This is a genomic window from Capnocytophaga sp. oral taxon 336 str. F0502, assembly GCF_000411575.1.
Classification (GTDB): domain Bacteria; phylum Bacteroidota; class Bacteroidia; order Flavobacteriales; family Flavobacteriaceae; genus Capnocytophaga; species Capnocytophaga ochracea.
The window spans coordinates 385,911-412,588 of record NZ_KE150491.1 but is presented as its reverse complement, the minus strand read 5'-3'; the positions used below and the strand labels follow the sequence as shown (position 1 = coordinate 412,588).

The window sequence follows — 26,678 nt, the reverse complement described above, 5'->3', positions numbered from 1 at the left end:
AATATTAATAAAATTAATAAAATATGAAAGTACTTAATGAACGACAATCAAAGATTTTAGAGAGCTTAGAAACTAAAAAGTACGTCAGTGTAAATGAATTGAGTGATAAGCTTAAAGTTTCGGTAGTTACTATACGTAAAGACCTTAATCTCTTGGAACAGGAAGGCTATTTGCATCGTACTCACGGTGGAGCTAGTAAACAAATGCGCTATGTGTTTGAGCAAACAATAACTGAGAAAGAAACTCAAAATGTAGAAGAGAAAACGCGTATTATTACTAAAGCGTTGGACTTTATTAAAGAAAATGAGTTTATCATACTTTCATCAGGAACTACAGCTAATCTTTTAGCTCAAAAAATTTATGGCATACGCAACCTTACAGTACTCACTCCTTCCCTTAGAGTAGCTTTAGAGGTCTGCAAAAATCCTAGTGTAAATACCATTCACTTAGGAGGAGAGGTTCGTAAAAACTCTACCTCCACTATTGGCGTACTTGCTGAAGAAACTCTTAGTAACTTCTCTTGTACTACTTTATTCTTAGGAGTTGAAGGTATTGACCTTGATTATGGATTGAGTTCTACCAATGTAGGAGAAGCTCATCTAAATCGGAAGATGATGGAACGTGTAGACAAAACTATTGTTTTAGCCGACTCCTCTAAGATTCACAAACGAGGCTTTGGTTTTATCTGTTATGTAGAGAAAATAGATATGCTTATCACTGATACAGGTGCTGACCCTGAGTTTGTAGAAGAACTTGAAAAACGCGGTGTAGAAGTAATTATTTGTTAATTATCAAAATGATACACATATAAGAATGATAACTATATATCACAATCCTAAATGCTCCAAATCACGTTGTGGTTTGGAGCTTTTAAAAGATTCGGGGAAAGAATATCAGATAGTAGATTATCTTAAAAAAGGTATTTCTAAAGAAGAACTAAAAAATCTCCTCACTAAGTTACAGATGTCTCCTATTGAATTAGTGCGTACTAAAGAAAATATTTGGAAAGAGCAGTTCAAAGGAAAAACGCTTACTGATGATGAAGTCATAGAGGCAATGATACAATACCCTCAGCTCATTGAGCGACCTATCGTAATAGTTGGTGACAAAGCTGTGATAGGGCGACCTACTGAAAGAATAAAAGAAATTATATAATTCGAAGTAAGAGAATAATGTGGCTTACGCTATAGAAATCTTCTAAAAGGAGTTTGTAGGTTATTAGAAACTTTTCTAAAGAAAATAAATAAGACGAAACATATTATAGTGTTTATATGTTTATCATTTCTGAATGTATGTAAGAATCTTCTACTTCATCAACAAGAATAATGTACTTTTCAAATAGAGATGTTGTAAACTTTAAAAGTATTATACTTCTATCGAAGAGTTCTTTTATATCAAGAATATTGATAGTTTCTTTATAATCAAAAGAATTGTTGTTATTTCTATCAACAGGGTATCTAAAACTATCTGAGCTTTTATCCAATGAATGAAAAATATTAGTTAGTTTTTCAACATCTTTACAATACATTTCAAAATCCTTTATATCTTCTTTATCAATTTCTATCCCATAATTTGTTTTGAGTACTCTTATAGTTTCTCTAACGTGTAGTTTAAAATCGTTAAAAAGACCTTCCAAATGATGTCCCGCTTTCTTCGTAGAATTATCTTTCTGAGAATATTTAGAAAAATAACGAATATTACTTTTGAACCCTAATTCCAAACAATGTCTTGCTATAAATAGAATAGGATAAGCTAAGCTAAGTGGTCAACATGAAAACCTGTCTTATGAACTTCTTTGATTAATACCTCAAAAGCATTTGAGTAAGATTCTAAATACCCTCCAAAACTTAAATATGTTCCAATATAAGCATTGAATTGTGCTCGAGTTCGATTGTTATCTGGTATACTATTATTCATATTTTTGTTTTTAACAAGACAAAAGTACAATATTTTTCATTTACCGAAAAACACCTTACTTAATTTCTCTTTCTTCATTACTCTTACTCATCTCTATAAGATAGAACAAGAATAGGATAAGTGTATGATGATAAAACAATTGTCTGTTAAGCCTCTCAACTACTTACTCAAATACATCTTCCTCCTTGTATAAATATCGTAGAAAGCATCATCTTTAAGGCTATCTATAAACAAGATGCTTTCGCCGGTAGATTTCATTTCAGGACCGAGTTTTTTATCTACATTCGGGAATTTATTGAACGAGAACACAGGTTGCTTGATAGCAAAGCCCTCTAAGTGCGGATTGAAATGGAAATCAGTGAGCTTTTTCTCTCCAAGCATTACCTTGGTAGCATAGTTTACATACGGCTCTTGGTAAGCTTTAGAGATAAACGGTACCGTACGAGATGCTCGTGGGTTTGCCTCAATGATATACACTACATCGTCCTTTATGGCAAACTGGACATTGATAAGCCCTACCGTATTCAGTGCCAAGGCTATTTTATGAGTATGATCTTTGATTTGTTGGAGTACAAACTCACCCAAGTTGAACGGTGGCAAGGTAGCATTACTGTCGCCTGAGTGGATACCGCAAGGCTCTATATGTTCCATAATACCAATGATATACACATTCTCGCCATCGCATATCGCATCAGCTTCAGCTTCTATAGCACCATCAAGATAATGGTCGAGTAGGAGTTTGTTGTTAGGTATCTTGCGCAAGAGATCTACCACGTGGGCTTCCAATTCTTCTTTATTAATAACAATCTTCATTCCTTGTCCGCCCAAAACGTACGAAGGACGTACCAATAGCGGGAAGTCGAGTTCATCAGCGAGTTTGAGTGCCTCATCAGCAGTTTCGGCTACTCCAAAACGTGGATAAGGGATATTATTCTCTTTCAGCAGAGTTGAAAAGCTACCTCTATCTTCTGCCAAGTCGAGCGACTGGAAGCTGGTACCTATAATTTTGATACCGTATTTATCTAATTTCTCAGCTAATTTCAGTGCTGTTTGTCCACCGAGCTGTACGATGACTCCCTCTGGCTTTTCGTGCTGAATGATATCATAGATATATTCCCAGAACACAGGCTCGAAATAGAGTTTGTTAGCCGTATCAAAGTCGGTGGAAACAGTCTCAGGATTGCAATTAATCATTATGGTTTCATAACCACACTCTTCAGCAGCTAATACCCCGTGCACACAGCAATAGTCGAACTCAATACCCTGTCCTATGCGGTTAGGTCCTGAACCAAGTACTACCACCTTTTTGCGGTCGGTTACTACACTGTCGTTGGCTACATATTCCTTGCCATCAGCGGTACGGATAGGCGCTTCAAAAGTAGAATAATAGTAAGGAGTTTGTGCCTTAAACTCAGCAGCACAAGTGTCTACTATTTTAAACACACGATGTATGTTGAGCTCTTCACGCTTTTTGTGCACCTCACTCTCCCAACAGCCCACCATATAAGCAATTTGTCGGTCGGCAAAGCCTTTTTGTTTAGCTTCAAAGAGGAGTTCCTTAGGTAGGGTATCTATTTTGTAGTGCGATATTTCTTTTTCGAGCGCACATAGTTCTTCGTATTGCTTGAGGAACCACATATCTATCTTGGTGATTTCGTGTATACGGCTCAGCGGAATACCCATCTGTACCGCATCGTAGAGCACGAATACCCTATCCCAGCTGGGGTAGGTAAGTTTCTCAATAATCTGTTCATAGTTCTTATAGCCTTTGCCATCTGCCCCCAAACCATTGCGTTTGATTTCGAGCGATTGGGTTGCTTTCTGCAATGCCTCTTGGAAAGAACGCCCTATACCCATTACTTCACCTACTGACTTCATTTGCAAGCCTATAGTGCGGTCAGATCCTTCAAACTTGTCGAAGTTCCAACGCGGTATTTTCACAATCACATAATCTAACGTAGGCTCAAAGAAAGCCGAAGTGGATTTGGTGATTTGGTTTTGCAGTTCATCTAAATGGTAACCGATAGCTAGTTTAGTGGCAATCTTAGCAATAGGATAACCTGTAGCCTTAGACGCCAAAGCTGAAGAACGCGATACACGTGGGTTGATTTCAATAGCGATAATATCTTCCTTTTCATCAGGAGACACGGCAAACTGCACATTGCAACCACCCGCAAAATCGCCTATACTGCGCATCATCTTAATAGCCATATCGCGCATACGTTGGAAAGTGCGGTCAGATAGAGTCATCGCAGGGGCTACCGTAATAGAATCTCCAGTGTGGATACCCATAGGATCCATATTTTCAATGGTACAGATAATCGCCACATTGTCGTTTTTGTCGCGCAAAAGCTCAAGTTCGTATTCCTTCCAACCTAAAAGCGCCTTATCGATAAGCACCTCGTGGATAGGCGAGGCTTCCAAACCGCGATTGAGGAGCATATCGAAATCTTCTTTTTTATAGACGATAGAAGCTCCTGTACCGCCCAAAGTAAAGGACGGACGTATTACGAGTGGAAATCCGAAGCGTTGCGCGATTTCTTTCCCTTTGAGGAAAGAAGTAGCTGTTTCAGACGGTGCCATAGGGATACCGATTTCATCGAGCAACACGCGGAATTTTTCGCGGTCTTCAGTGATTTGTATTGCATCGATATCTACCCCAATGATTTCGACCCCAAAGTCCTTCCAGATGCCTTTTTCGTCAGCCTCAATACAGAGGTTGAGTGCTGTTTGTCCGCCCATAGTAGGGAGTACAGCATCTATTTCGGGGTGTGCTTTTAGAATTTCCACTAATGATTTAGTGGTGAGAGGTTTCAGATAAACCACATCCGCCATAGACGGGTCTGTCATAATGGTAGCAGGGTTAGAGTTAATAAGGATGGTTTTAATACCATCTTCGCGCAAAGAGCGCAACGATTGCGAGCCTGAGTAGTCAAACTCGCAGGCTTGCCCAATGATGATAGGTCCTGACCCAATCAGCAGAACACAATGTAGGTCGTTTCTTTTTGGCATTTTTATATAGAAATTGTGTGTTTTATTAAAAAAATAGCTACATTTTTCAAAAGAAAAACATAGCTATTGTATTATTAGAAAAGAATATCCCACCGTATCTCTTGAGAGTACTGCTTAAAGGGGTACAAGGGAGGGCTTGTGGCGTGATATTCATTTAACAATTAATAATTGAAAATTAAAAAGAGCGAAAAACGGGTCTCGAACCCGCGACCTCAACCTTGGGAAGGTTGCGCTCTACCAACTGAGCTATTTTCGCTTATCTTGTTTTAGTAAATTTGCAACTGATTGGTTTTTCATTTACGGGGGCAAAGGTACAAATTATTTTAAGAAAAGCAAAAAATAGGAGAGAAGAGGATAACAAAAAGGGAAAAACTGCTAAACTATGATAAAATTAATGTTAAATCAAGTAAAGCTATTGTCACTCTCATATATTTTATTTGTTAGGTGCAGAAAGAATTTAGTATAATAAAGTTATTTCTTTAAGAGAAAAAGTCTTTATAATCCCTTGTTCTGTTTCTACAATTAATTTTCCAGAAGGTTCCACACCTCTTATAATGCCTGAAAAGTTCTTTTCTTGGCAAGAACGGAAAACGGATACTCTATTTAGTTGGAATAGATATTTCTGGTAAATAGTATAAACGCTTTCGAAAGACTGTTGAGGAAGTGTAGAAAGGTTTGATTCTAATTCAGAAAGGATTAGTTTCATCACTTGTTCTATTTCAAAATCTTTACCAGTTAAATTTTTTAAAGAAGAGGCTTTAGGTAAGCCATCGAAATTTGTTTGGTTAAGATTGAGCCCAATACCGATTACACATTTCTCAATTTTAGTTTTTTGAATGGTATTTTCTATTAATATTCCGCCTATTTTGTAACGTTGAGAAAGGATATCATTAGGCCATTTAATATTTATATTAAGAATATTTAATTTCTCTAATACTTTCATTATTGCAATAGGTACAAGCATATTGAGCAAAAAAGCATCTTTTAAATCTAAATGCTCAGGAAGGAATAAAACACTAAAAGTAAGATTCTGATAGGGTTCACTTGTCCATTTTGTTCCGTATTGTCCTACACCTGCAGTTTGCTGAGGTGTCCAAACCACTAAAAAATTAGGAAGATAATCCTGAATATGTATTAAATTTTTTAAGTACTGATTAGTAGAATCAATGCTTTTTAAGGTAATGATGTTCATAAAAAGTAAAAAATAGTTATAAAAATTTGGTAGTATAAAAAAATGTAGTACATTTGCACCCGCAAAGTCAAAATAAGGCATAACAAAATAGATGGCGAGGTAGCTCAGGTGGTTAGAGCGTTGGATTCATAACCCAAAGGTCACGGGTTCAAATCCCGTCTTCGCTACTAAGATTAAACGAAAGAAAATGAGTGGTTTATATTTATAAATCACTCGTTTTTTTATGTCTGAATAATTTAGTGAAAATTAAGAAACGAAAATGCTCTGAAAAACAAAAGTCTCTACACTAAGCCCTGAATTTACAATGCTAATAATGATGTTACCACTCGATAGGGGCGGGCTCAAAAATCGTGCCATTCAAGTAGTTACGAAAGAGTATGATGATTAACTTTCTTAATGATATTCTGCTTAATAGAACTTCCAATGGATTAGAAAGAAATAATACTACCTCAGTTTTTGGAAATGATACAAATTAGATTGCTGCTAACAGCGAATAAATTGGCTTGATAAATCTTAATAAAATAATATGAATACAAGAGTTGATAGAAATAAGCGATATGAGAATTTTATACTGTTTTTTGAGTTAGACGGGAATAGTGTTATGAAACTATCCTCTTCAGCTGCTATTGATGTTTGTAAAGAATGTACTCGTAGAGAGATGTATGTTTGGAGAATAGAAGGAGGCATTTGGCATAATCCTGGTTTTGAGGCTCGAATTGATTGTATTTGGGACAGCTGTTTTAACCCTAAAAGTAATTCCAATCCTTCCTTAGAATATAATAATAGATTAGCAGAAGAGTTTGTAAAAGAGGAAATGGATAGTTACGATGTTTTTATAGTAACTATTTATAAAGAAAATTTGTCCTAACACAAACTATTAGAATAAGATGAAAAAATATATATTTTTATACTTTTTTTGGCGAGTTAAAAATAATTCTTTACCTTTGTGGCATAAATAAATATGGCTATGTCCATAAGTAGTTTTTGCTAAAAATAGAGGTAAAGAATCGTCTAAAGAAGCATAAAGTAGTTGTTTTCTTTTTTATTCTCCATCAGAACCGCTATAAAACAACTCCGATGGAGTTTTTTAGTAGTACGAACTTCTTTTCTAGCCCTTTGTAGGTGTTTTTTAGTCCTCCATAGGATAATTTTACACCAAATTACCACTTCAGAAGCCCTCCGTTGCAGTCTTGCAATGCTCCGTTGTGGTGCATTTGAAGTTTGGAAGGTAACCTTGGCACTGAAACGGCACTGGTGTATAACTACAAGCGGTATTATAGTCAGGAGAAGGAATTAAGTACAATAAAGGAGACTATTTTTATTTGGATAATTTTCACAAAGACTATTATGAGGAGTTTAATAGTAGTAATAAATCAAAAGCAGTAATAAATCTTGATGGGAATTTAAGTGAAAAAAACAAAAAAGCAAAAAAATGGAACAGAATATCAAGGACAATAATCTGATTATAAAGAATAAAAATGATGATATAGAAGATACTTTTTGTTATAAATTGTTTGAAGAGCAGTATTTTGATACTGATAAATTAAAGGAACTTATCAATTATGCTTTATTCAATAAATTAGATATCAAGGAAATTGGGATTTTAAAATGGATAATTAACTGTGTCGATAATTGCTTTATTTACCATAAAGACGTTGATGATTATTATCGTATAAAGAATTACTCAAAAGCAATTGAAAATGAATGGAACACGGATTGGAAGTTAAAATTAATAGATGTATTAGAAAAGAAATAATGTCCTCTATTACTACAGCTACGAGTGGAACGACAACGGAAGTTTAAAGAGTGTAATCGCCCCGACGGCCAAAAAGATAGAGTTCAAATATAAAATATTTGTTTTCTTTTAGCCCTTCGTAGGTGTTTTTTAGTCCTCCATAGGATAATTTTACACCAAATTATCACTTCAGAAGCCCTCCGTTGCAGTCTTGTAGTGCTCCGTTGCAGTCTTGTAGTGCTCCGTTGCGGTGTATTCGAGGTTCAGAGGAGTAAAATTGAGGTTCGGAGGAGTAAAATTGAAGTCCGAAGGAGTAAAATTGAAGTCCGGAGAAGTAAAATTGAAGTCTGGAGAAGTAAAATTGAAGTCTGGAGGGGTAGAATTGAAGTTCGGAGGGTAACCTTGATACTTAAGAGGAAATTAAAAGCGTTATTATTAGATAAATATGGATTAATAGCACTATTAAACAGCTAATCATTATAGCTAAAAAATGTATAAAGAAATAATGCTAAATAAAATAAAATTTATACAAATTATGTTGGAGAAATATTTTGATAAATTAAATAATAGACCTGTTCGACAACGGAGTTATCGAACGTTGACGAGTTTTAAATCGTGCAAATAGCACGATTTAGAACATCGCATTTCAAGGTAACCTGTTCTGAAACTAAAGTTTCAGGACAAGTTTAATGTATCAGAGAAAAATTAAGGAAAATTTTTATGAAATTTAAAGAGGCGGTACAAATACTTGGCTATAAACTGGAAGAAAAATATAGGGCTTTAGGTTTTAAATATAAAAAGTCTGACAGAACATTAACAATGCACAGCAAAAATTTCACTTATATGATTGCCTTTTTTTCATTTAGTGGGAACACAAATGAAAAAATTGATGTAGATGTATGCTACATTATCAATCGTCGTCCCTATGATCCAAGCCCCGATGCCGATAGCCAAGTTTTATATCATTCATTATGGAACAAGGGAGTGTATCTTGATATAGCGAATGAAGAAAAAATAGATACTGCTTATACCATTATCTGTAAATGGATGGATAAAATATTGATCGCAAAGCTGGATGAGCTTTGCGCTGCCGAATAAACAACCTCAAGACAGGTAACGATTATGATACAGATAGAAAACATCATAAAAACATTGAAAGGAGACACTATGGATACAAGGTTAAATAAAAATAAAAAAGAACAAGTGCACGTAACAACATTTAGTAATTTAGGAAGAGGATAAATGGGAGTAGATAAATATATTGAGCTAATTACAAAGTTTACTGACAATACTATTGACGCAAAAGAATTTGAACAGTCTTTTCTTGAGATGTTTAAACAGAACAAGAAAAAATATCAGAAAAAGATTATCTTGCATTAGATTCTTTATTTGGAGATGTCGATATGTTTTGTTTTGACAGTGAATTGTTTGAAGAAGGAGATTTAACAGAATTGGATTTACGGAAATCAGCTGAACAAACTCTTGAAAGATTGATAAACAATAAATATTAGAAGTGTCGTCAAAATATGGATTATATATGGATATTTAAAGGCAGCGGGAAGACTGAGTTTCCAAGTGCTGTATTCAGTAAAAAAAGTAATGCTATAAAATGGATTGCAGAAAATGAATTAACAGGAGTATTGACAAAATATCCCATTGATATTCCTTTATTTGAATGGGCTATAGAAAATGACTACTTTACTCCTAAAAATGAATTGCAAAGAAATGCAAAGGCAATTGAAAATTTTAATTCTGCATATTTAGAACATTATCATTTTAAAAAAGGGAAGTAAGTAAAATAATATGCCCCATTCCAAAGGCATAAGATTTAACCGCTGAGCAATATGGACATCAAAACATTTCGTAAGTTATTTGCTGAAAAGGTATTGGAGCAAATTGGTAGTGAAGGCTTTTTATACAAATCAAGTCGAGAACTGTTTATAAAAACCGAAGGAAATCATCAATTTTTTATCTTTGTGTATATGTATAGGCGAAGTACTTTCATAGAGATACAAACCAGCATATATTATGGGGATAAATCAATGAATGAAAAGTTAAAAGCTCTGGGTATAAAACCCTATAATGAAGAATTATGCGGCGGTAATATCGATTATATTTCGGAAAGCTATTTTAACAAAAAATTTCCTGAAAAATATAATAATCTAATATTTATGCTTAATGAAGACCCTAATTGTGTTATAAAAAAGTGGCTTGAATATTATGAAAGTATAATGAACCCTTTTTTCAAAGATTGTTTAGATCCTAAAAAACTACATAATATAATAAATAGAGAAATTGAATCCGCAGGATTTGCCGTTACTTATGCTACTCGTATAGAAAAATTTTATTTTGTTGCTAAAAATGCAAAACTGCAAGAAGAGGAGTTGCAAAAATTGATAGATAGATACGAGAATATAGTAGTTGAAAGAAAATCGGAAACGGCTTATACACTTGAATATCATAATACTTTTTATGAGTTAAAAGAAAAATTATTTGATATCCACCTACGAGCAAGAAAATTAAATTTTAAATGAAGGAAATAAACTATGGACGAGAGTACTGAAAAATGGGTGAAAAATAATCCTACTATTTTCGGAAAAATAGTAGCAGTTGTTATTTTTGTTTTCGGCGTTTGCCTCATTGTAGGCGCCGTGAGAGATTGGGATTGGCTGTATGCTGCCGATAAGCATTATCAAAATAATTGGGGAATGGGACAGATAAGTCGTTATTTAGGTCGTGGTAATGCTCGCATAATAGGCTTTATTGGCGGTATTTTCTTTACCGTTATCGGCGGTATTCTTATTTACGGTGCGTTTTTCAAATAAATTTATACCGAGCCGTGGTAAAAGAGACAGCGGAAGAAATATTGTCGAGTATCATTATTGTCATTCAGGATTTACTGCAAAGAAAGTTTGGGTTACAGGAGTGTATCAATAAGGGAATTATCAAAGGTGACCCCATAAAAGCAAAGGTAAAAATAATTAAAACACTTAATATTGGGATAAAAGTATTTAAAGCCGATATCAATTACTGTTTCTAATATTTTTTTAACATTTTATTTCTTCATTACAATTATCTTTCGTACTTTTACGCCCTAAATTTAACTAATTACTAATATTTGTATGGATAAAATGATGTTATATTTACCGTTAGTCCTTGCTATTCTTGGACTTATCTTTATGATTGCGAAAGCTTCGTGGGTGAACAAACAAACCACAGGCAACGATCGAATGCAAAGTATTTCCAAAAGTATCAAAGAAGGGGCAATGGCATTCCTCAATGCTGAGTACCGTATTTTGGCACTCTTTGTGATTATTGCTTCTATTGCTTTATTTATCGTTTCTCGTATGGTAGAAACTTCTCACTGGCTTATTGTAGTAGCTTTTATGTGTGGAGCTTTCTTCTCTGCCTTAGCGGGAAATATAGGAATGCGTATTGCTACCAATGCTAACGTACGCACTACCGAAGCGGCTCGTACTAGCTTGCCAAAAGCTTTGAAAGTATCTTTTGGAGGTGGTACTGTGATGGGGTTAGGAGTGGCAGGTTTGGCAGTATTAGGCTTGAGTTTATTCTTCATCCTCTTTGTAAACACTTTTGTAGTAGGAGGCAAATCGTTTTATGACGAAATGACTCTTGTACTCGAAGCCTTAGCAGGTTTCTCACTCGGTGCTGAGTCTATCGCACTCTTTGCTCGTGTGGGTGGTGGTATTTACACCAAAGCTGCCGACGTAGGGGCTGACCTCGTAGGAAAAGTAGAAGCTGGTATCCCTGAAGACGACCCTCGTAACCCTGCTACTATTGCCGATAACGTAGGTGATAACGTAGGTGACGTAGCTGGTATGGGTGCTGACTTGTTCGGTTCGTATGTGGCAACTGTACTCGCTTCAATGGTATTGGGTAACTATGTGATTAAAGATATGGCAATCGCAAATGGTGGTACATTTACTGATGCCTTTGGTGGTTTAGGTCCTATCTTATTGCCGTTAGTAATTGCCGGTGTAGGTATCATTGCTTCTATCATCGGTACTTTCTGTGTAGGCATTAAAAACAACGATGCTAAAGAAAAACAAGTACAAAGTTCACTAAATACAGGTAACTATGTAGCTTTAGGTCTTACTTTAGTAGCTTGCTTCTTCCTTATTAAATATATGTTACCAGAAACTATCCAAATGAGTTTCTTTGGAGAAGGAGTGAAAGAGATTGCAAGTATCAATGTATTTTACGCAACTATCGTAGGTTTGGCAGTAGGCTTGCTCATTTCAGCTATTACTGAACACTTTACCGCTTTGGGTAAAAAACCGGTATTGAATATCGTACGCAATTCATCTACTGGAGCTGCTACTAACATTATTGCAGGTTTGGCTACAGGTATGAAATCAACTTTTGGTTCTGTACTGCTTTTTGCCGTAGCTATCTGGGGTTCTTATGCCTTAGCAGGTTTCTATGGTGTAGCGATTGCAGCATCAGCAATGATGGCAACTACAGCTATGCAATTGGCTATTGATGCTTTTGGTCCTATTGCCGATAACGCAGGTGGAGTAGCCGAAATGAGTGAATTGCCAAAAGAAGTACGTCAGCGTACTGATATTTTAGACTCAGTAGGGAATACTACTGCAGCTGTAGGTAAAGGATTTGCAATTGCTTCGGCAGCTCTTACCGCCTTAGCTTTGTTCGCTGCTTATGTGACCTTTACAGGTATTTCTGGTATCAATATCTTCAAAGCGAATGTATTAGCTGCCTTGTTTATCGGAGGTATGATTCCAGTAATCTTCTCAGCCTTGGCAATGCAATCAGTAGGAAAAGCTGCTATGGATATGGTGAATGAAGTACGTCGCCAATTCCGCGAAATCCCTGGTATTATGGAAGGTAAAGGTACTCCAGAGTACGGCAGATGTGTAGATATTTCTACTAAAGCTGCTTTGCGCGAAATGATGTTACCTGGTGCAATTACTATCATCACTCCTATTGTTATCGGTTTTGTGATGGGTGCTGAAGCTCTTGGCGCTTATATGGCTGGTGTAGCTGTATCAGGGGTTGTATGGGCTATCTTCCAAAACAACGCTGGTGGTGCTTGGGATAACGCTAAAAAATCATTTGAAGCAGGTGTTGAAATCAACGGACAAATGACTTACAAAGGTTCTGACGCTCACAAAGCTGCCGTTACTGGTGATACTGTAGGTGACCCATTCAAAGATACTTCAGGTCCTTCAATGAATATCCTTATCAAACTCACTTGCTTGGTAGGTTTAGTAATCGCTCCTATCTTGGGCGGACATACTGCTGATGCTTCAGGTACTCCTATAGAAGCTCAAATCAGCCAAGGTGAAGGTGAGGAAATGATGCCTGTAGACGAAGTAGTAGTAATAGATGGTATGCTTAACGCCGATGGTAACTTCGAGTACAATGTAGGTGATTTATTCCAATTGAGCCTTTTTGATAATACAATGTTAGAAGTAGGTAAAAATTCATCTGAAGCTCACCTCGTGAAATTGATAGAAGATAAAAGTCTTACTACTCCAGAACAATTCAAAGATAACTGGATTACTTTAGATAGAACTTACTTCAAAACAGGTAGTGATGAACTTACTGAAGGTTCTGAACAACAATTAAAGAACATTGTAGCTATTTTGAAAGCCTATCCTAAAGCAGCTATTCGTTTAGGAGGGTACACTGATAACACAGGTAGTGCTGAAGGTAACTTGAAACTTTCAGAAAGACGTGCTAATTCAGTGTTAAACAAATTGGTAGCATTGGGTGCTAACAAAGCACAATTGAGCGCTCAAGGTTATGGTCAAGAACACCCTATTTGCGAAGCTAACGACACCGATGAGTGCAAAGCTAAAAACAGACGTATCGATATACGTTTGACTGCTAAATAGCAAAAAATTTTAGTTACTATATAACCTCAAAAGGGGTGTTTGAGGAAGTTTTTTCCTTGAACACCCTTTTTATAATCACCTAAAAACTATGAAATTACCTTTATTTTCAGCAGCTATATTACTCACTGCTTTGGTAGGCTGCAACGATTCAAAGACTTCAAAAATGACAGAAAACACAGAGAACAATCCGCTATTGGTAGAAAGCACTTTGCCTTATGGTGCTCCCGACTTCTCAAAAATTAAAGACGAGTATTACCGTCCTGCCTTGCTCAAGGGAATGGCTTTGCAAAACGAACGTATTGCTGCTATTGCTAATAGTAACGAAGCGCCTACTTTTGAGAATACGATTATCGCTTTAGAAAAAAGTGGGGTAGAATTAGAACGTGCTTCAGCGGTATTCAATGCCTTAACTGAGGCAAATACTAATGATACTTTAAAAGTATTGCAAAAAGAACTATCACCTAAGTTTGCCGAACATGCTGATGGCATTCACCTGAACAAAAAACTCTTTGCGCGTATCAAAGCCTTATACGATAAACGTGAGAGCTTGAAATTAGATGCTGAATCGCTTAAATTGTTGGAAAATTACTACGAAGATTTTGTAGTAGCAGGTGCTAACCTATCGGCTACTGATAAAGAAACTCTTAAAAAGTACAATAGTGAGTTAGCTTCTTTAGAAACTGATTTCAACCAAACGCTTTTAGAAGGTTCATTGGCAGCCGCTCAAATTATCAATGGTCAGAAAGTAGCAATTGTGAATACTACTCAGCAACCGCTCCTTAGTGAATTAGCCGACCGCAATGCTCGTAAACAATTGTTTGAAGCAAGCTGGAATCGTACCGATGGGGGAGCTCATAATACCAATGATATCCTAAAACGCATTGCTTTACTGCGCGCTAAAAAAACCGAACTCTTGGGCTTTAAAAACTATGCCGAATGGAGCTTGCAACGCACTATGGCTAAAACACCTGCTGCTATTGCTCAATTCTTTAAAGATTTAGTGCCTGCTTCAGTAGGTAAAGCCAAAGCAGAAGCTAAAGAAATACAAGCGCAAATAGCCAAAACGGGAGGTAATTTTACTTTAGAGCCTTACGATTGGAACTTCTATGCCGAACAAGTTCGCAAAGCTAAATACGACCTCGATGAGAACGAAATCAAACCTTATTTTGAATTGAAAAATGCTCTTGAAAATGGTGTATTCTATGCAGCTACCAAACTTTATGGCATTACCTTTAAAGAACGCAAAGATATACCCGTATATCACCCCGATGTATTGGTGTATGAGCTTTTTGAAGAAGATGGTACGCCATTAGGACTTTTCTATGGTGATTTCTTTGCTCGTGAAAGCAAACGCGGTGGTGCGTGGATGAGCAACTTTGTAAACCAATCGAAGTTATTAGGCACTAAACCTGTTATTTACAATGTGTGCAACTATGTGAAACCTGCCGAAGGTAAACCTGCTTTACTTACTTACGATGAACTTACTACGCTCTTCCACGAGTTTGGTCACGCATTACACGGTTTCTTTGCTAACCAACAGTATGCAAGTTTATCAGGAACAGCAGTAGCGCGCGATTTTGTGGAGTTTCCTTCACAATTCAATGAGCATTGGGCTTTGTATCCTGATATTCTTAAAAACTATGCAATACATTACGAGACTAAACAACCTATTCCACAAGCACTTATTGATAAGATAAAAAAAGCGAGCACCTTCAATGAGGGCTATGCCTTTACTGAAGTTTTGGCTGCTGCCAATTTAGACTTGCAATGGCATACTATTCCTTCGGATACTATCATCAATAATGTAAGTGATTTTGAGAAAAAAGCCCTTGAAAGAACAGGCTTATGGGTGAAAGAAGTACCCCCAAGATATCGTTCGTCTTACTTTGCACATATTTTTGGCGGAGGCTATGGAGCGGGCTATTACTCTTACCAATGGGCAGAAATGCTTTGCCACGATGCCTACCAATGGTTTGAAGGAAACGGCGGACTCACTCGTGCTAATGGACAACGTTTCAGAGATTTGATACTCTCCAAAGGAAATACAATGGATTACGAAAAAATGTATTTAGCCTTCAGAGGGAAAGCTCCTGCTATTAAACCACTACTCAAAGCACGAGGATTGAAGTAATAAAAAAGCAGGTTACAATAACCTGCTTTTTTGTTTTTTTATAATATCTACTTTTATCCTCCAAACCAACCTTCACGGTCTAAACTGCGATATTGAATAGCTTCGCCTATATGATGAGGTCGTACTTCTTCGGACTTTTCTAAATCGGCTATTGTACGCGCTACTTTTAAAATACGGTCGTAGGCACGTGCAGAAAGGTTGAGATGCGTCATAGCATCTTTTAGTAGGGTTAAAGAATCTGTATTTACTTTACAGAATTTCTGTATTTGTTTAGTATTCATTTGAGCGTTATAATGAATATGTTCATATTCTTTAAAACGCTCAGTTTGGATATTTCGAGCATCTATCACCCGTTTACGGATATCACGACTACTTTCACCTTTTCTATCATCTGAAAGTTTTTCAAAGGATACAGGATTTACTTCTATATGAATATCTATTCTATCTAATAGAGGTCCTGAAATTTTACTTAAATAGCGTTGCATTTCAGCAGGTGTAGAAGTAACAGGAGCATCGGGGTCGTTAAAATACCCGCTTGGACTTGGATTCATACTTGCTACCAACATAAATGAAGCGGGGTAAGTAACTGAAAACTTTGCTCTAGAAATAGTAACTTCTCTATCTTCTAAAGGTTGTCGCATTACCTCGAGAACAGCTCTTTTGAACTCTGGTAACTCATCAAGAAAAAGTACTCCATTATGTGCGAGAGATATTTCACCTGGTTGAGGGTAAGTACCTCCTCCTACAAGAGCTACGTCAGAAATAGTGTGATGAGGACTACGGAAAGGACGATGGCTCATTAAGCCTGTATCCTTAATGCGTCCTACTACACTGTGTATTTTAGTAGTTTCAAGAGCTTCGTGAAGTGTCATCGGAGGAAGAATACTGGGTAAACGCTTAGCGAGCATTGTTTTTCCTGAACCAGGAGGGCCTATTAAAATAACATTATGTCCACCAGCAGCAGCTATTTCCATACAACGTTTTACAGTTTCTTGTCCTTTTACATCAGCAAAGTCAAATTCAGGAGATTCTAAATCTCTGTAAAACTCTTTGCGTGTATCTATTTCGATAGGTTGTAATTCTTTTTCTCCATTAAAAAAATCTATGACTTCTTTTATATTTTCTACACCATAAACGTCCAAATTATCTACTATAGCAGCTTCTCTAGCATTCTGCTTAGGAAGAATAAATCCTTTGAATCCTTCTTTGCGTGCTTGAATAGCAATAGGTAGCGCCCCTTTAATGGGTTGCAAACCGCCATCTAAGGACAGTTCGCCCATAATGATATATTTTTCTAATTCTTCACTTTGTATTTGCCCGTTAGCTGCTAAAATACCAATTGCAAAACTTAAATCATAGGCAGAACCTTCCTTACGCATATCGGCAGGAGCCATATTGATGGTTATCTTTTTACCTGGAATTTTATATCCATTGTTTTGCAGAGCAGCTGCTATACGATAATTACTTTCTTTAATAGCTATATCGGGTAATCCAACCAAATGATAGCCAATACCTTTATCGATATTTACTTCAATAGTAATTGTGCTGGCTTCTACACCAAATACAGCACTTCCGTAAATTTTTACTAACATTTCTGTGGTTAATTTTTGTACAAAGGTAAAACATTCTTTGTAAATGAGCAATTTTATTTCAAAAAATAATCTGCAATATAGTTAACAAAAGTTCGAGATAAGTGAGAGTATAGCTCTTGCACTACAGGAAGCCGTAGCACGGCAAGGAATTACAAGGTAGATTAGAACTTTTACCAAAGATAAGAAGACGAAATTATAAATAACAAAGAAAGATACTTTTTGGTTGAGGGAATCTTATGGTTAGCTTATAGAGAGCTTATAGGAAGCTTATACGAATCTTGGAAGATTGGTACAAAAAGACTATGTAAGTGACTAAAAATGAATAGTTAAGAGTGAAGAATTAGGGGTGATTTTAGAGTAATAAAACGAAATAAAAGCAAAGAAGAGATGAAGGAAGATTTCTTAGATAAAAATTGTAGCAACGCAAAGGAGATTGAAAAATAGTATTTTGTTGTTTCGAGCTGACGTTAAGTAAGTATATAAACAAAATAACGCAGGACGTAAATCCTGCGTTATTCCGAACATAAATTTTAATACAAAATGAAACAAATTCTCGTGATCACGACAGGATTCGAACCTGTGACCGTCTGCTTAGAAGGCAGATGCTCTATCCAGCTGAGCTACGTGACCTCTATTCCAAAAAAAATATTTCAAAAATGCCACACAAAAGGAAACATTTATGAAATATCTTATTTTGTCGGGGCGGCAGGATTCGAACCTGCGACCTCCTGGTCCCAAACCAGGCGCGATGACCGGACTACGCTACGCCCCGAAATTATATCTAACAATTTGTATTAGATGCGGAGAGACTGGGACTCGAACCCAGGCGACGGTTACCCGCCGACAGATTAGCAATCTGCTCCGTTACCACTCCGGCACCTCTCCAATTTTGAAAGCTCCTTTGCTTTTGCGGTTGCAAATGTATAACAACTTTTTATTCTGCACAAATATTTTAGAAACTTTTTTGTACATTTTTTATCAATCTAATAATTATCAAATACTTAAAAATAGTAAAATCTTCTTTATATCCGTCTATCTAGGAGGAAAAATAATACCATAACCTGTACCGTTATTAAAAGTTGCTCCTGAGGGAAGTTCCATTGAGGTGCCTGTGGGAGACCAATCCCATAGTTTTGTTTCATCATCTGTAATGGTATTAGAAGTTTTATTATATTTCTTACCATTGAGAGGATAATAAAGCAGTAAATCATTTGTAGGCTTAAGAGTTCTCCACAACTGTAATTGTATTTCTTTTTGGGTTAAGGCTCGTTTCCACAAACGCACCTCTCTGAGAAGCTCATTAGCTCCCGCAAACCATAAATCTTTTATATAAATTCTACTATTAGTATTTGCTGTTTTAGAACCTACCTCTTTTCCTTCAACATATACACGCAGGGTATTGCCGTCACAGGTTACTGCAATAGGATACCATTTATTAGTTTGTGCCTTAAATACCTCAGTAGGTATTAATATTGAAATATCCGAAGCTTTTACGTCTAATTGATTGTTTGTAAAGCCTATCTCAACTTGATGAGTATTAGATGTTACTCCTACTATTGGGTTGCTTCCTATAAGATTTGAGCAATTAATTGTAGCTTCAAAAGTCCATTGAGGGAGCTCGTTATTAGATAGAGCTTCTTCTGTAATAGCTTTTGTAGTTGCCATACTCAATACCTTTGTTCTTGTTTCTTTATGGACTACTAAAAGCAAACGGTCTTGTCCTGCAATAGCTTCAATATTATTTCTACCTCTTATTTGTATGGGTAGCGCATACACTTCGTTGTTAGGAAACGTTAGTTCACTAATGGTAATATCAATAGGAGTTTCTGTTTCATAAGTATTGAAGATGGCATTTTCATCAATACTATATTTATCAGTAGGTAAGAGTTTGTAATCTGTACCATATTGTGCATTATAGTCAGTTAAGGTTTGAGCATCACCTGTGATAAGCTGAGCTGATACTATCCTACCTGCAGCTCTTATCAGTTTCACCTTTAAGTTTTGAATCTTGTTATCTTGGTATTCTTGTACGTACACTTCAACGACATTATTACCATCGAGAAATACTCCCTGATATACATTGGGAGCTTGAGGCGTTTTGTCGGTAGTTTCGTCTTGACAAGCTATTACACTTAGTAAGCCAAGTATTAAAAATATCTTTTTCATCTTTGTAGAATTTTAGAATTGCATTTTCACATTAAGTCCATAGCTTCTTATGGAAGGCAACATAAATTTGTCGTATCCACTGCCATAAGTACCTACAGAAGGCACTATTTCGGGGTCAAAAGGTGCTTTGTTATAGAGCATTAGCAGGTTGTTGCCTACTAATGATACACTGAGGTCTTTTAAGCCTTTTACAATGAATCCTTCTCTAAAATGATAGGTAAGGGCAGCTTCTTGTAGACGAATATTGGTAGCCGAATATTGATAATCAGAAGCCGTTCTATTAGCTATGAAAGTAGCATAGTTAGCTCGGTTATCGGCAGAGGCTTTAGACACCCCATAGCGATCGAAATAACGTTCTGTTTCTGAAAAAACTATTCCTCCCAAACGCGCTTTAAACAAGAAATTCAAATCGAAATTCTTATAGCTAATCTTTCCTTGCCACCCTAATAGCCAATCAGGATTGGTAGAGCCTAATTTGTTGCCATTTGCATCGTATATATCACTTATTTCACCACCTTCACGTAAGGTATACATACCGTTGGCTATCTCGTGAGGTAAACTCACAATTTTGTTCTTATTAGTAGAAGCAACAAGCTGAGTTTCCCAATTTACCCCTTTAGAAGTATTAGGATAAGTATACCTTAAAGCAACTTCTGCTCCTTGATTTTGCACTTCACCTGCTTGTTGCCATACAATAGGTACTAATTGATTATTAGTACGAGTATGATAGAAAGTAGCGTTAAAAGAAAGATTGTTAAACCATTGGGTATCTAAGCCTACTTCATAAGAAGTGGTACGCTCTAACTGTAAATCAGTAGGGTAATTAGGCAAACTATACGCATCACCTAACCAAGCGCGAGACGTTTCAGCTACCCCTAAGCCTGCATAACTCATAGGAGTTGCTACTTGACTATAGCCTCCACGCAATTTTGCATAACTTAATATATCTTTATCTATACCTATAAATTGATGTAACAAAGCTGAAACACCTACTGATGGACTGAAGACCATATTTTTATTTGTAGAAGGATAATCGGACGGTTTATCAGTACGACCTGTGAGGGTAAGATAAATCTTAGATTGCCAACCTACTTCAGCCATTGCAAAGAAGGCCGTGTTACTCCGTTTTCCCCACAATGGGTGGGTTATAGCTGTAGGAGTTTTGATATTGCTTTGAGTAAAATTATTTACGTTATGTAGATTACCTTTGTAACCTTCTACTTGAGTATTGTACCCTTCATACGAAACTCCTAAATGAGCATCTAAACTGAAGTCATTCGATAGATTTTTATTGTAATGTAAGAGTACATCGGCATATTGTTGTTTGAAAGTCTCTTTCCAATGAGCATAATAACCATTAATGCCTGCATAAGCAGGAAGTGTAGAAGCATAACGCTTATCGTCCATTGTAGAGGCTGTATTATCTATACGGAAGCGTGCTACTACGTCTAAATCTCCTATAATTTTATAGCTTACTTTACCTGAAAACATATAACGGTCTTTAGTAGTAGGACGTAAATTTCTGTACGCTATCCAATAAGGATTTTGGACATTTTCACCTAAGTTAGCCGGTGTATCGGGCGTACCTGAACCTGCAATCCAATATTGCTTAGCATAACCTGCGATAGCATCATAACGTTCAAAATAACGTTCTTGACCAAATTGTTCCCCTCTTGGGTATAAGTACAAGCCCACTATAGGATTGAAAGCAATACCAGAGGCTACTTGATTGCGTTCATACTGACGGATATAGTTCCCCGAAAGGTCTATTTGTAAAGCATCATTTAACAGAGAAGTAGTATTGTGCAAATAAGCATTATAACGGTTATATATGCTGTTGGGCACTATACCACCTGATTGTAAAGAAGCTAATGAAGCGTAAGTTTTATTTTTACCTTCTTTAAAATCTATACCTCCTGAAATGCTTACTGCATTCTGGTACACGTGTCCAGTTTTATAAAAATCATTTATATTAAAAGAAGTACCCTTAGGTAAAGCACGAGTGGACAGTGAAGTGTATTGTCCTAACTCATTGCCATATGTTTCTTGAAACTCAGGCTTTGTGAGTTTATTTACAAACTCTATTGAAGAAGAAAGGTTAATTTTAAATTGGTTACTTTCAGCTTTTTTAGTGCGAATGAGTACCACACCATTGGCAGCTGAAGCTCCATAGAGTGCCGTTGCTTGCGCTCCTTGTAATACAACTACTTCTTCAATATCCTCAGGATTGAGGTCAGAAATACCTTCGCTGGTATCTCTACCATCGCCTCCAATACCTCTTTCAGCTTGGTTAGCGATGGGCATTCCATCTATCACGTACAGTACATTATTATCACCAAAGAGTGAGCGAACTCCACGCATAGTAGCTTTTGTAGCCCCACCAATACCCGTAGCACTTCGCTGGATATGCAAACCTGCAACTCTACCATCAAGGCTATTCACAAAATTTGCTTGCTTGACTTGAGTGAGGTCCTTGTCTGAAACTTTTTGTTGTTGATAGGGTAAAACTTCCCCTTCTTGATAAATTCCTAGAGCAGTAGAATATTTTGGCTTACCTATTAGAATATGATCAATATGCTCTATTATTTGGGGTCTTAAGACTATCTTAAAGTTAATATTCTTATTTTTACCCTCTACTTTTCTTTGCTGGGGTTCATATCCTAAAAAACTAAACTCAAGTACATCACCTACTTTGGCTTTGAGTTCAAACTTACCATCAGTATTCGTTGAAACACCTTTAGTAGCTTTTGTTGAACGTGTGTTTTTAATAATTACTGCAACCGATGGCATAGGTTGATTGTTCTCATCGAGAACTTCCCCAGTAATGTTTTTCATCTGTGCTTGAACCACTCCTGCAAATAAGAATAGCAAGACTAACACAAGTTGTATTTTCTGTTTCATAGCGTTTACATATAAATATACCCCGCAAAGGTACAACTTTTATTCACTTATACAAAATTTTTACACATTTTTTTAAATATCTCCCATTCCACCATCAAGTGCAATTTTTCAGATTACTTTCCGATAGAATAAATCTTTAGGTTTTTCAAAATCTAATACTTTTCTTGGTCTATTATTAATTTTATATTGATATTCTTTAATTTCTTTATCTGTAATATCTTTAAAATCAGTGTTTTTTGGTATGTATTGCCGTACAAGACCATTGGTGTGTTCACTAAGACCTCGCTCCCAAGAACTATAAGGATGAGCAAAGAAAAATTGTAGGTTCAATTTCTTTTCAACTCGCTTAAAGTCATAAAATTCATTACCATTGTCAGCAGTAATTGTCTTTATATAGTTTTTGTAAGGCAAGGTCATATCTATAAGTTCATCTGCTAATGATTTAGCTTTCTTTCCTTCTTTTAACTTTTTCATAAATAACATTTTAGTAGTCATTTCAACCAATGTAAGTATCGCTCCTTTATTTCCTGCTCCTACAATTAAATCTATTTTCCAGTGTCCAAACTCTGTTTTCTGACTTATAACCTCAGGACGTTCCAATAGACTTTTTATCTTCTACTTTCTTTTTACAAGTGTACAATGCTCTACTTCTATGCTTAAGCTGATGACGAGTGTGTTTGTATAGTTCGCCTCCGTTTTCTTTGTCTTGGTGAATGAAATTATAGATAGTTGTTTTTCCAACCATTGGTATTCTATTTTTTTTACAATACCCTACAATTTGCTCAACAGACCACTGTTCTTCAGAGATATGCTTAATAACAAAAACTTTCATTTCTTTAGTAAATTTACGTTCTTTTCTAAAACGTTCTTTACGCTCTTCTGAGATTTCTTGAGCTACTTTTGGACTGTATTTTCCTGTCTTTGTTTTGTTTCTTGACAGCTCTCGACTGACGGTAGAGGGATTACACTCTGCATAAAGAGCAATATCTTTTTGTTTGATTCCGCTTGCTTTTAAAGCAGAAATTACTGACCTTTGCACCAAATTTAAATGCTTATATTCTTTCATTGTCATTTACAAAGAAAAGCATTTATTTTGAAAGAGAAAAGACTTTTATAGTTTTTTCTCTTTTTTTATTTTTCAGAGGGTTTTGCCTCTAAGGGGCAACCCTCTGAAAAATAAAAGTTTTACTAAAATTTACTACTTAAAATTGCTATTATTAGTGGAACTTACATATAAGTTCTATTACTAAATACGATTTTCAGAGATAGAATAAAGAAAGTAAGAGAGTAAGAAAACTAATCAGATACTCAGCAGTGAAACTCTTCTTGTTTTTAGCTACCTCTTCAGGAGTACCAAAGGCTATTACTTCGCCACCTGCCTTTCCTCCATCGTGCCCTATATCTATGATATAGTCTACTTTTCTGATAACATCGAGGTTGTGCTCTATCACTAAAACAGTATTGCCCTTATCTACCAAACGGTCGAGTACTTCGAGGAGTACCTTTACATCGTCAAAATGGAGTCCTGTGGTGGGTTCATCTAATATATAAAAAGTATTGCCCGTGTCTATTTTAGAAAGTTCTGTAGCTAACTTCACCCGTTGGGCTTCTCCTCCTGAAAGTGTAGTAGATTGTTGTCCTAAAGTGATGTAGCCTAAACCTACCTCTTCAATAGTTTTTAGTTTGCGGTATATTTTAGGGATAGGTTCAAAGAATTTTACTGCCTCACTTATAGTCATATCCAGCACATCGGCAATAGATTTCCCTTTGTATCGCACTTCAAGGGTCTCGCGGTTGAAGCGTTTTCCTTTACAAGTTTCGCAGGGCACATAGACATCGGGGAGGAAGTTCATTTCAATCACCTTTAAGCCTGAGCCTTCACAGGTTTCACATCTACCGCCTTTCACGTTGAAACTAAATCTACCTGGTTTATAGCCACGTATTTGCGCTTCGGGTACTTGGGTGAAAAGGTTGCGTATTTCACTGAAAACACCTGTGTAGGTAGCAGGATTTGAACGAGGTGTACGCCCAATAGGTGATTGATCGATATCGATTACCTTATCAATATGTTCTAAGCCCTCAATGCTTTTATAAGGCATCGGTTTTTTTACGCCATTAAAGAAGTGAGCGTTTAAGATAGGATACAGTGTCTCGTTAATAAGTGTTGATTTGCCACTTCCCGATACACCTGTTACCCCTATCATTACCCCTAAAGGGAATTTTACGGTTATGTTCTTCAAGTTGTTGCCCGTACAGCCTTTTAAGATAATTTCTTTGCCATTGCCTTTGCGCCTTTGGGTAGGTATTTCAATCTTCTTTCTCCCACTCATATAGTCGGCGGTGATGGTATTTGCTTTTAGCAACTCTTTAGGCGTTCCTTGAAAGATGATATCCCCTCCATTTACGCCCGCTTTAGGTCCTATATCCACTACATAATCGGCTTCTTGTATCATTTCTTCATCGTGTTCTACCACAATTACTGAGTTGCCAATATCTCTGAGCGATTTCAGCGAGTTGATAAGCCTTTTGTTATCTCGCTGATGCAAACCAATGCTAGGTTCATCGAGTATATAGAGTACCCCTGTGAGTTGAGAACCTATCTGCGTTGCCAGTCTGATACGCTGAGCTTCTCCTCCAGATAACGATTTAGAACTTCGGTTAAGGGCTAAATAAGTAAGCCCTACATCTATGAGGAATTGGAGTCGGGTGGTAATTTCTTTGATAATTTCTTCTGCTATTTTGCGCTGTTTGGTAGAGAGATGCTCAGGTAGAGATTTGAACCACGCCAATAAATCTGTAATATCTAAGGCAGATAGTTCAGCTATATTTTTATCAGCTATTTTAAAGTAAAGCGCCTCTTTGCGCAAGCGAGTACCGTGACATTCCTCACAAGGAATAGTATCCATAAACTCTTCAGCCCAGCGCTTGATAGCTGCCATATCGGCATTTTCGTGCTGGCTTTTGATGAAGTTGATGATACCTTCGAAATCAATTTCAAAATTGCGCGTAATGCCTAATACATCCGATTTGATAGCGTATTTATCTTTACCACCATAGAGAATAATATCCATCGCTTCTTTAGGAAGTGCCTCAATAGGGTCGGAGAGTTTATGACCGAACTTTTGTACAATGAGCTCTAATTGTTTGAAAATCCAAGTGTTCTTTTGCTCTCCCACTGCTGTAATTCCTCCATTCTTGATAGAGGTAGAAGGGTCGGGGATAATTTTAGATAGGTTGATTTCTTGTACTTCACCCAACCCATTGCAGTGCGGACACATTCCTTTGGGAGAGTTAAACGAGAAAGTATTAGGTTCAGGAAGAGGATATGAAATGCCCGAAGAAGGACACATCAAGTGTCTGCTGAAATAGTGAGCTTTTTTTTGATCGTGTTCTAAAACCATTAGCACATCGTCGCCGTAGTTCATTGCAATTTTGATACTTTCTTGTAGGCGTTTTTGGGTGTCGTCAGTATCATCAATTTGCATACGGTCGATCACGATTTCAATATCGTGTGTTTTGTAACGGTCGAGCTTCATACCTTTTTCGATATCACGAATTTCGCCATCGGTACGCACTTTTACAAAGCCTTGTTTGGCAATCTGCTCAAAAAGCTCGCGGTAATGTCCTTTTCTCGATTGTACCACAGGAGCTAATAGGTTAATGCGTTTGCCTTTGTATTCCTTGGTAATGAGTTCCTGAATTTGGCTATCGGTATAACTTACCATTTTTTCGCCCGTTACGTAGCTATAAGCATCGGAAGCACGGGCAAATAGCAGGCGCAAGAAGTCGTAGATTTCGGTGATTGTACCTACTGTAGAGCGCGGTGATTTGGAGGTAGTTTTCTGTTCGATAGCAATTACTGGTGAGAGTCCGTCGATTTTATCTACATCGGGGCGCTCTAATCCCCCGAGAAACTGGCGAGCATAAGCCGAGAAAGTCTCGATATAACGGCGTTGTCCTTCGGCATAAATAGTATCAAAAGCCAATGAAGACTTGCCACTACCTGAAAGCCCTGTGAAGACTACAAGCTTTTCGCGAGGTATGGAAAGGTCTATATTTTTGAGGTTATGCACCCGTGCACCTTGAACTTCAAGTACATCAGTGGGAGCTACATTATTCGTTTTCTTTTTCATTTAGTGACTGTTATAGAGGC

General features: G+C 36.7%; 20 protein-coding genes, 5 tRNA genes and 1 pseudogene. 12 read left to right on the top strand and 14 right to left on the bottom strand.

Going from position 1 to position 26,678, the window contains the following annotated elements:
* Positions 1 to 23: 23 nt before the first annotated feature.
* Positions 24 to 788: a DeoR/GlpR family DNA-binding transcription regulator gene (locus HMPREF1528_RS09815; RefSeq protein WP_016479623.1), complete on the top strand. Its 765-nt coding sequence runs from the start codon at positions 24 to 26 to the stop codon at positions 786 to 788.
* 25 nt (positions 789 to 813) lie between these two features.
* The gene (gene arsC / locus HMPREF1528_RS09810; RefSeq protein WP_016479622.1) at positions 814 to 1,155 is read left to right on the top strand and encodes an arsenate reductase (glutaredoxin); all 342 of its coding nucleotides are present in this window, start codon (positions 814 to 816) and stop codon (positions 1,153 to 1,155) included.
* A gap of 112 nt (positions 1,156 to 1,267) precedes the next feature.
* Here arsC and HMPREF1528_RS09805 read toward each other — a convergent pair whose 3' ends face one another.
* The 5 genes from HMPREF1528_RS09805 to HMPREF1528_RS09785 form a co-directional block, all read right to left on the bottom strand.
* Positions 1,268 to 1,720: a hypothetical protein gene (locus HMPREF1528_RS09805; RefSeq protein WP_016479621.1), complete on the bottom strand. Its 453-nt coding sequence runs from the start codon at positions 1,718 to 1,720 to the stop codon at positions 1,268 to 1,270.
* A gap of 32 nt (positions 1,721 to 1,752) precedes the next feature.
* Positions 1,753 to 1,917, bottom strand: a complete 165-nt coding sequence (locus HMPREF1528_RS09800; protein WP_016479620.1) for a hypothetical protein — start codon at positions 1,915 to 1,917, stop codon at positions 1,753 to 1,755.
* A gap of 159 nt (positions 1,918 to 2,076) precedes the next feature.
* Entirely contained in the window at positions 2,077 to 4,929 is a 2,853-nt protein-coding gene (gene carB, locus HMPREF1528_RS09795) for a carbamoyl-phosphate synthase large subunit (RefSeq protein ID WP_016479619.1), read from the bottom strand.
* A gap of 183 nt (positions 4,930 to 5,112) precedes the next feature.
* Positions 5,113 to 5,185: transfer RNA gene (locus HMPREF1528_RS09790), tRNA-Gly, on the bottom strand.
* Between the two features lie 201 nt (positions 5,186 to 5,386).
* Positions 5,387 to 6,121 carry a biotin--[acetyl-CoA-carboxylase] ligase gene (locus HMPREF1528_RS09785; protein ID WP_016479618.1) on the bottom strand — a complete coding sequence of 245 codons (735 nt, stop codon included), beginning with the start codon at positions 6,119 to 6,121 and terminating at the stop codon, positions 5,387 to 5,389.
* A 93-nt stretch (positions 6,122 to 6,214) separates the two neighbouring features.
* On the opposite strand from HMPREF1528_RS09785, the gene HMPREF1528_RS09780 reads away from it, so the two are divergent.
* The 10 genes and pseudogenes from HMPREF1528_RS09780 (at position 6,215) to HMPREF1528_RS09735 (ending at position 15,866) form a co-directional block, all read left to right on the top strand.
* Positions 6,215 to 6,288, top strand: a tRNA-Met gene (locus tag HMPREF1528_RS09780).
* Positions 6,289 to 6,647: 359 nt separating this feature from the next.
* On the top strand, positions 6,648 to 6,989 hold the full coding sequence (locus tag HMPREF1528_RS09775; RefSeq protein WP_002671873.1) for a colicin transporter: 342 nt from the start codon (positions 6,648 to 6,650) through the stop codon (positions 6,987 to 6,989).
* A 564-nt stretch (positions 6,990 to 7,553) separates the two neighbouring features.
* A complete protein-coding gene (locus HMPREF1528_RS09770) occupies positions 7,554 to 7,877 on the top strand; it encodes a hypothetical protein (protein ID WP_016479617.1) in 324 nt (107 codons plus the stop codon).
* 699 nt (positions 7,878 to 8,576) lie between these two features.
* Positions 8,577 to 8,954: a hypothetical protein gene (locus HMPREF1528_RS09765; RefSeq protein WP_016479616.1), complete on the top strand. Its 378-nt coding sequence runs from the start codon at positions 8,577 to 8,579 to the stop codon at positions 8,952 to 8,954.
* Positions 8,955 to 9,098: 144 nt separating this feature from the next.
* Positions 9,099 to 9,367 (top strand): annotated as a pseudogene (locus tag HMPREF1528_RS13210) (colicin immunity domain-containing protein).
* Positions 9,368 to 9,382: 15 nt separating this feature from the next.
* Positions 9,383 to 9,649: a hypothetical protein gene (locus tag HMPREF1528_RS09760; RefSeq protein ID WP_002671876.1), complete on the top strand. Its 267-nt coding sequence runs from the start codon at positions 9,383 to 9,385 to the stop codon at positions 9,647 to 9,649.
* Between the two features lie 51 nt (positions 9,650 to 9,700).
* The gene (locus HMPREF1528_RS09755; RefSeq protein WP_016479613.1) at positions 9,701 to 10,390 is read left to right on the top strand and encodes a hypothetical protein; all 690 of its coding nucleotides are present in this window, start codon (positions 9,701 to 9,703) and stop codon (positions 10,388 to 10,390) included.
* Between the two features lie 12 nt (positions 10,391 to 10,402).
* Positions 10,403 to 10,681: a hypothetical protein gene (locus HMPREF1528_RS09750; protein ID WP_002671878.1), complete on the top strand. Its 279-nt coding sequence runs from the start codon at positions 10,403 to 10,405 to the stop codon at positions 10,679 to 10,681.
* A 297-nt stretch (positions 10,682 to 10,978) separates the two neighbouring features.
* Positions 10,979 to 13,735 carry a sodium-translocating pyrophosphatase gene (locus HMPREF1528_RS09740; protein ID WP_016479612.1) on the top strand — a complete coding sequence of 919 codons (2,757 nt, stop codon included), beginning with the start codon at positions 10,979 to 10,981 and terminating at the stop codon, positions 13,733 to 13,735.
* An 88-nt stretch (positions 13,736 to 13,823) separates the two neighbouring features.
* Positions 13,824 to 15,866, top strand: a complete 2,043-nt coding sequence (locus HMPREF1528_RS09735) for a M3 family metallopeptidase (RefSeq protein WP_016479611.1) — start codon at positions 13,824 to 13,826, stop codon at positions 15,864 to 15,866.
* Between the two features lie 53 nt (positions 15,867 to 15,919).
* Here HMPREF1528_RS09735 and HMPREF1528_RS09730 read toward each other — a convergent pair whose 3' ends face one another.
* The 9 genes from HMPREF1528_RS09730 to uvrA all read right to left on the bottom strand — a co-directional run bounded on the left by HMPREF1528_RS09730 (position 15,920) and on the right by uvrA (position 26,658).
* On the bottom strand, positions 15,920 to 17,458 hold the full coding sequence (locus HMPREF1528_RS09730) for a YifB family Mg chelatase-like AAA ATPase (RefSeq protein WP_016479610.1): 1,539 nt from the start codon (positions 17,456 to 17,458) through the stop codon (positions 15,920 to 15,922).
* 556 nt (positions 17,459 to 18,014) lie between these two features.
* Positions 18,015 to 18,088: transfer RNA gene (locus tag HMPREF1528_RS09725), tRNA-Arg, on the bottom strand.
* 67 nt (positions 18,089 to 18,155) lie between these two features.
* Positions 18,156 to 18,230, bottom strand: a tRNA-Pro gene (locus tag HMPREF1528_RS09720).
* 29 nt (positions 18,231 to 18,259) lie between these two features.
* Positions 18,260 to 18,343: transfer RNA gene (locus HMPREF1528_RS09715), tRNA-Ser, on the bottom strand.
* A 147-nt stretch (positions 18,344 to 18,490) separates the two neighbouring features.
* On the bottom strand, positions 18,491 to 19,624 hold the full coding sequence (locus HMPREF1528_RS09710) for a DUF1735 and LamG domain-containing protein (RefSeq protein ID WP_016479609.1): 1,134 nt from the start codon (positions 19,622 to 19,624) through the stop codon (positions 18,491 to 18,493).
* A 12-nt stretch (positions 19,625 to 19,636) separates the two neighbouring features.
* On the bottom strand, positions 19,637 to 22,525 hold the full coding sequence (locus tag HMPREF1528_RS09705) for a SusC/RagA family TonB-linked outer membrane protein (protein ID WP_034568013.1): 2,889 nt from the start codon (positions 22,523 to 22,525) through the stop codon (positions 19,637 to 19,639).
* A 108-nt stretch (positions 22,526 to 22,633) separates the two neighbouring features.
* Positions 22,634 to 23,125 (bottom strand): IS30 family transposase, encoded by a 492-nt coding sequence (locus HMPREF1528_RS12995; protein ID WP_016479607.1) that lies wholly within the window; start codon positions 23,123 to 23,125, stop codon positions 22,634 to 22,636.
* Positions 23,112 to 23,591, bottom strand: a complete 480-nt coding sequence (locus tag HMPREF1528_RS12990; RefSeq protein WP_016479606.1) for a helix-turn-helix domain-containing protein — start codon at positions 23,589 to 23,591, stop codon at positions 23,112 to 23,114. The genes HMPREF1528_RS12995 and HMPREF1528_RS12990 overlap by 14 nt, the downstream gene beginning before the upstream one ends.
* Positions 23,592 to 23,784: 193 nt before the next feature.
* Positions 23,785 to 26,658, bottom strand: coding sequence for an excinuclease ABC subunit UvrA (uvrA, locus tag HMPREF1528_RS09690; protein WP_016479605.1), 2,874 nt, complete (start codon positions 26,656 to 26,658; stop codon positions 23,785 to 23,787).
* Positions 26,659 to 26,678 lie beyond the last annotated feature (20 nt).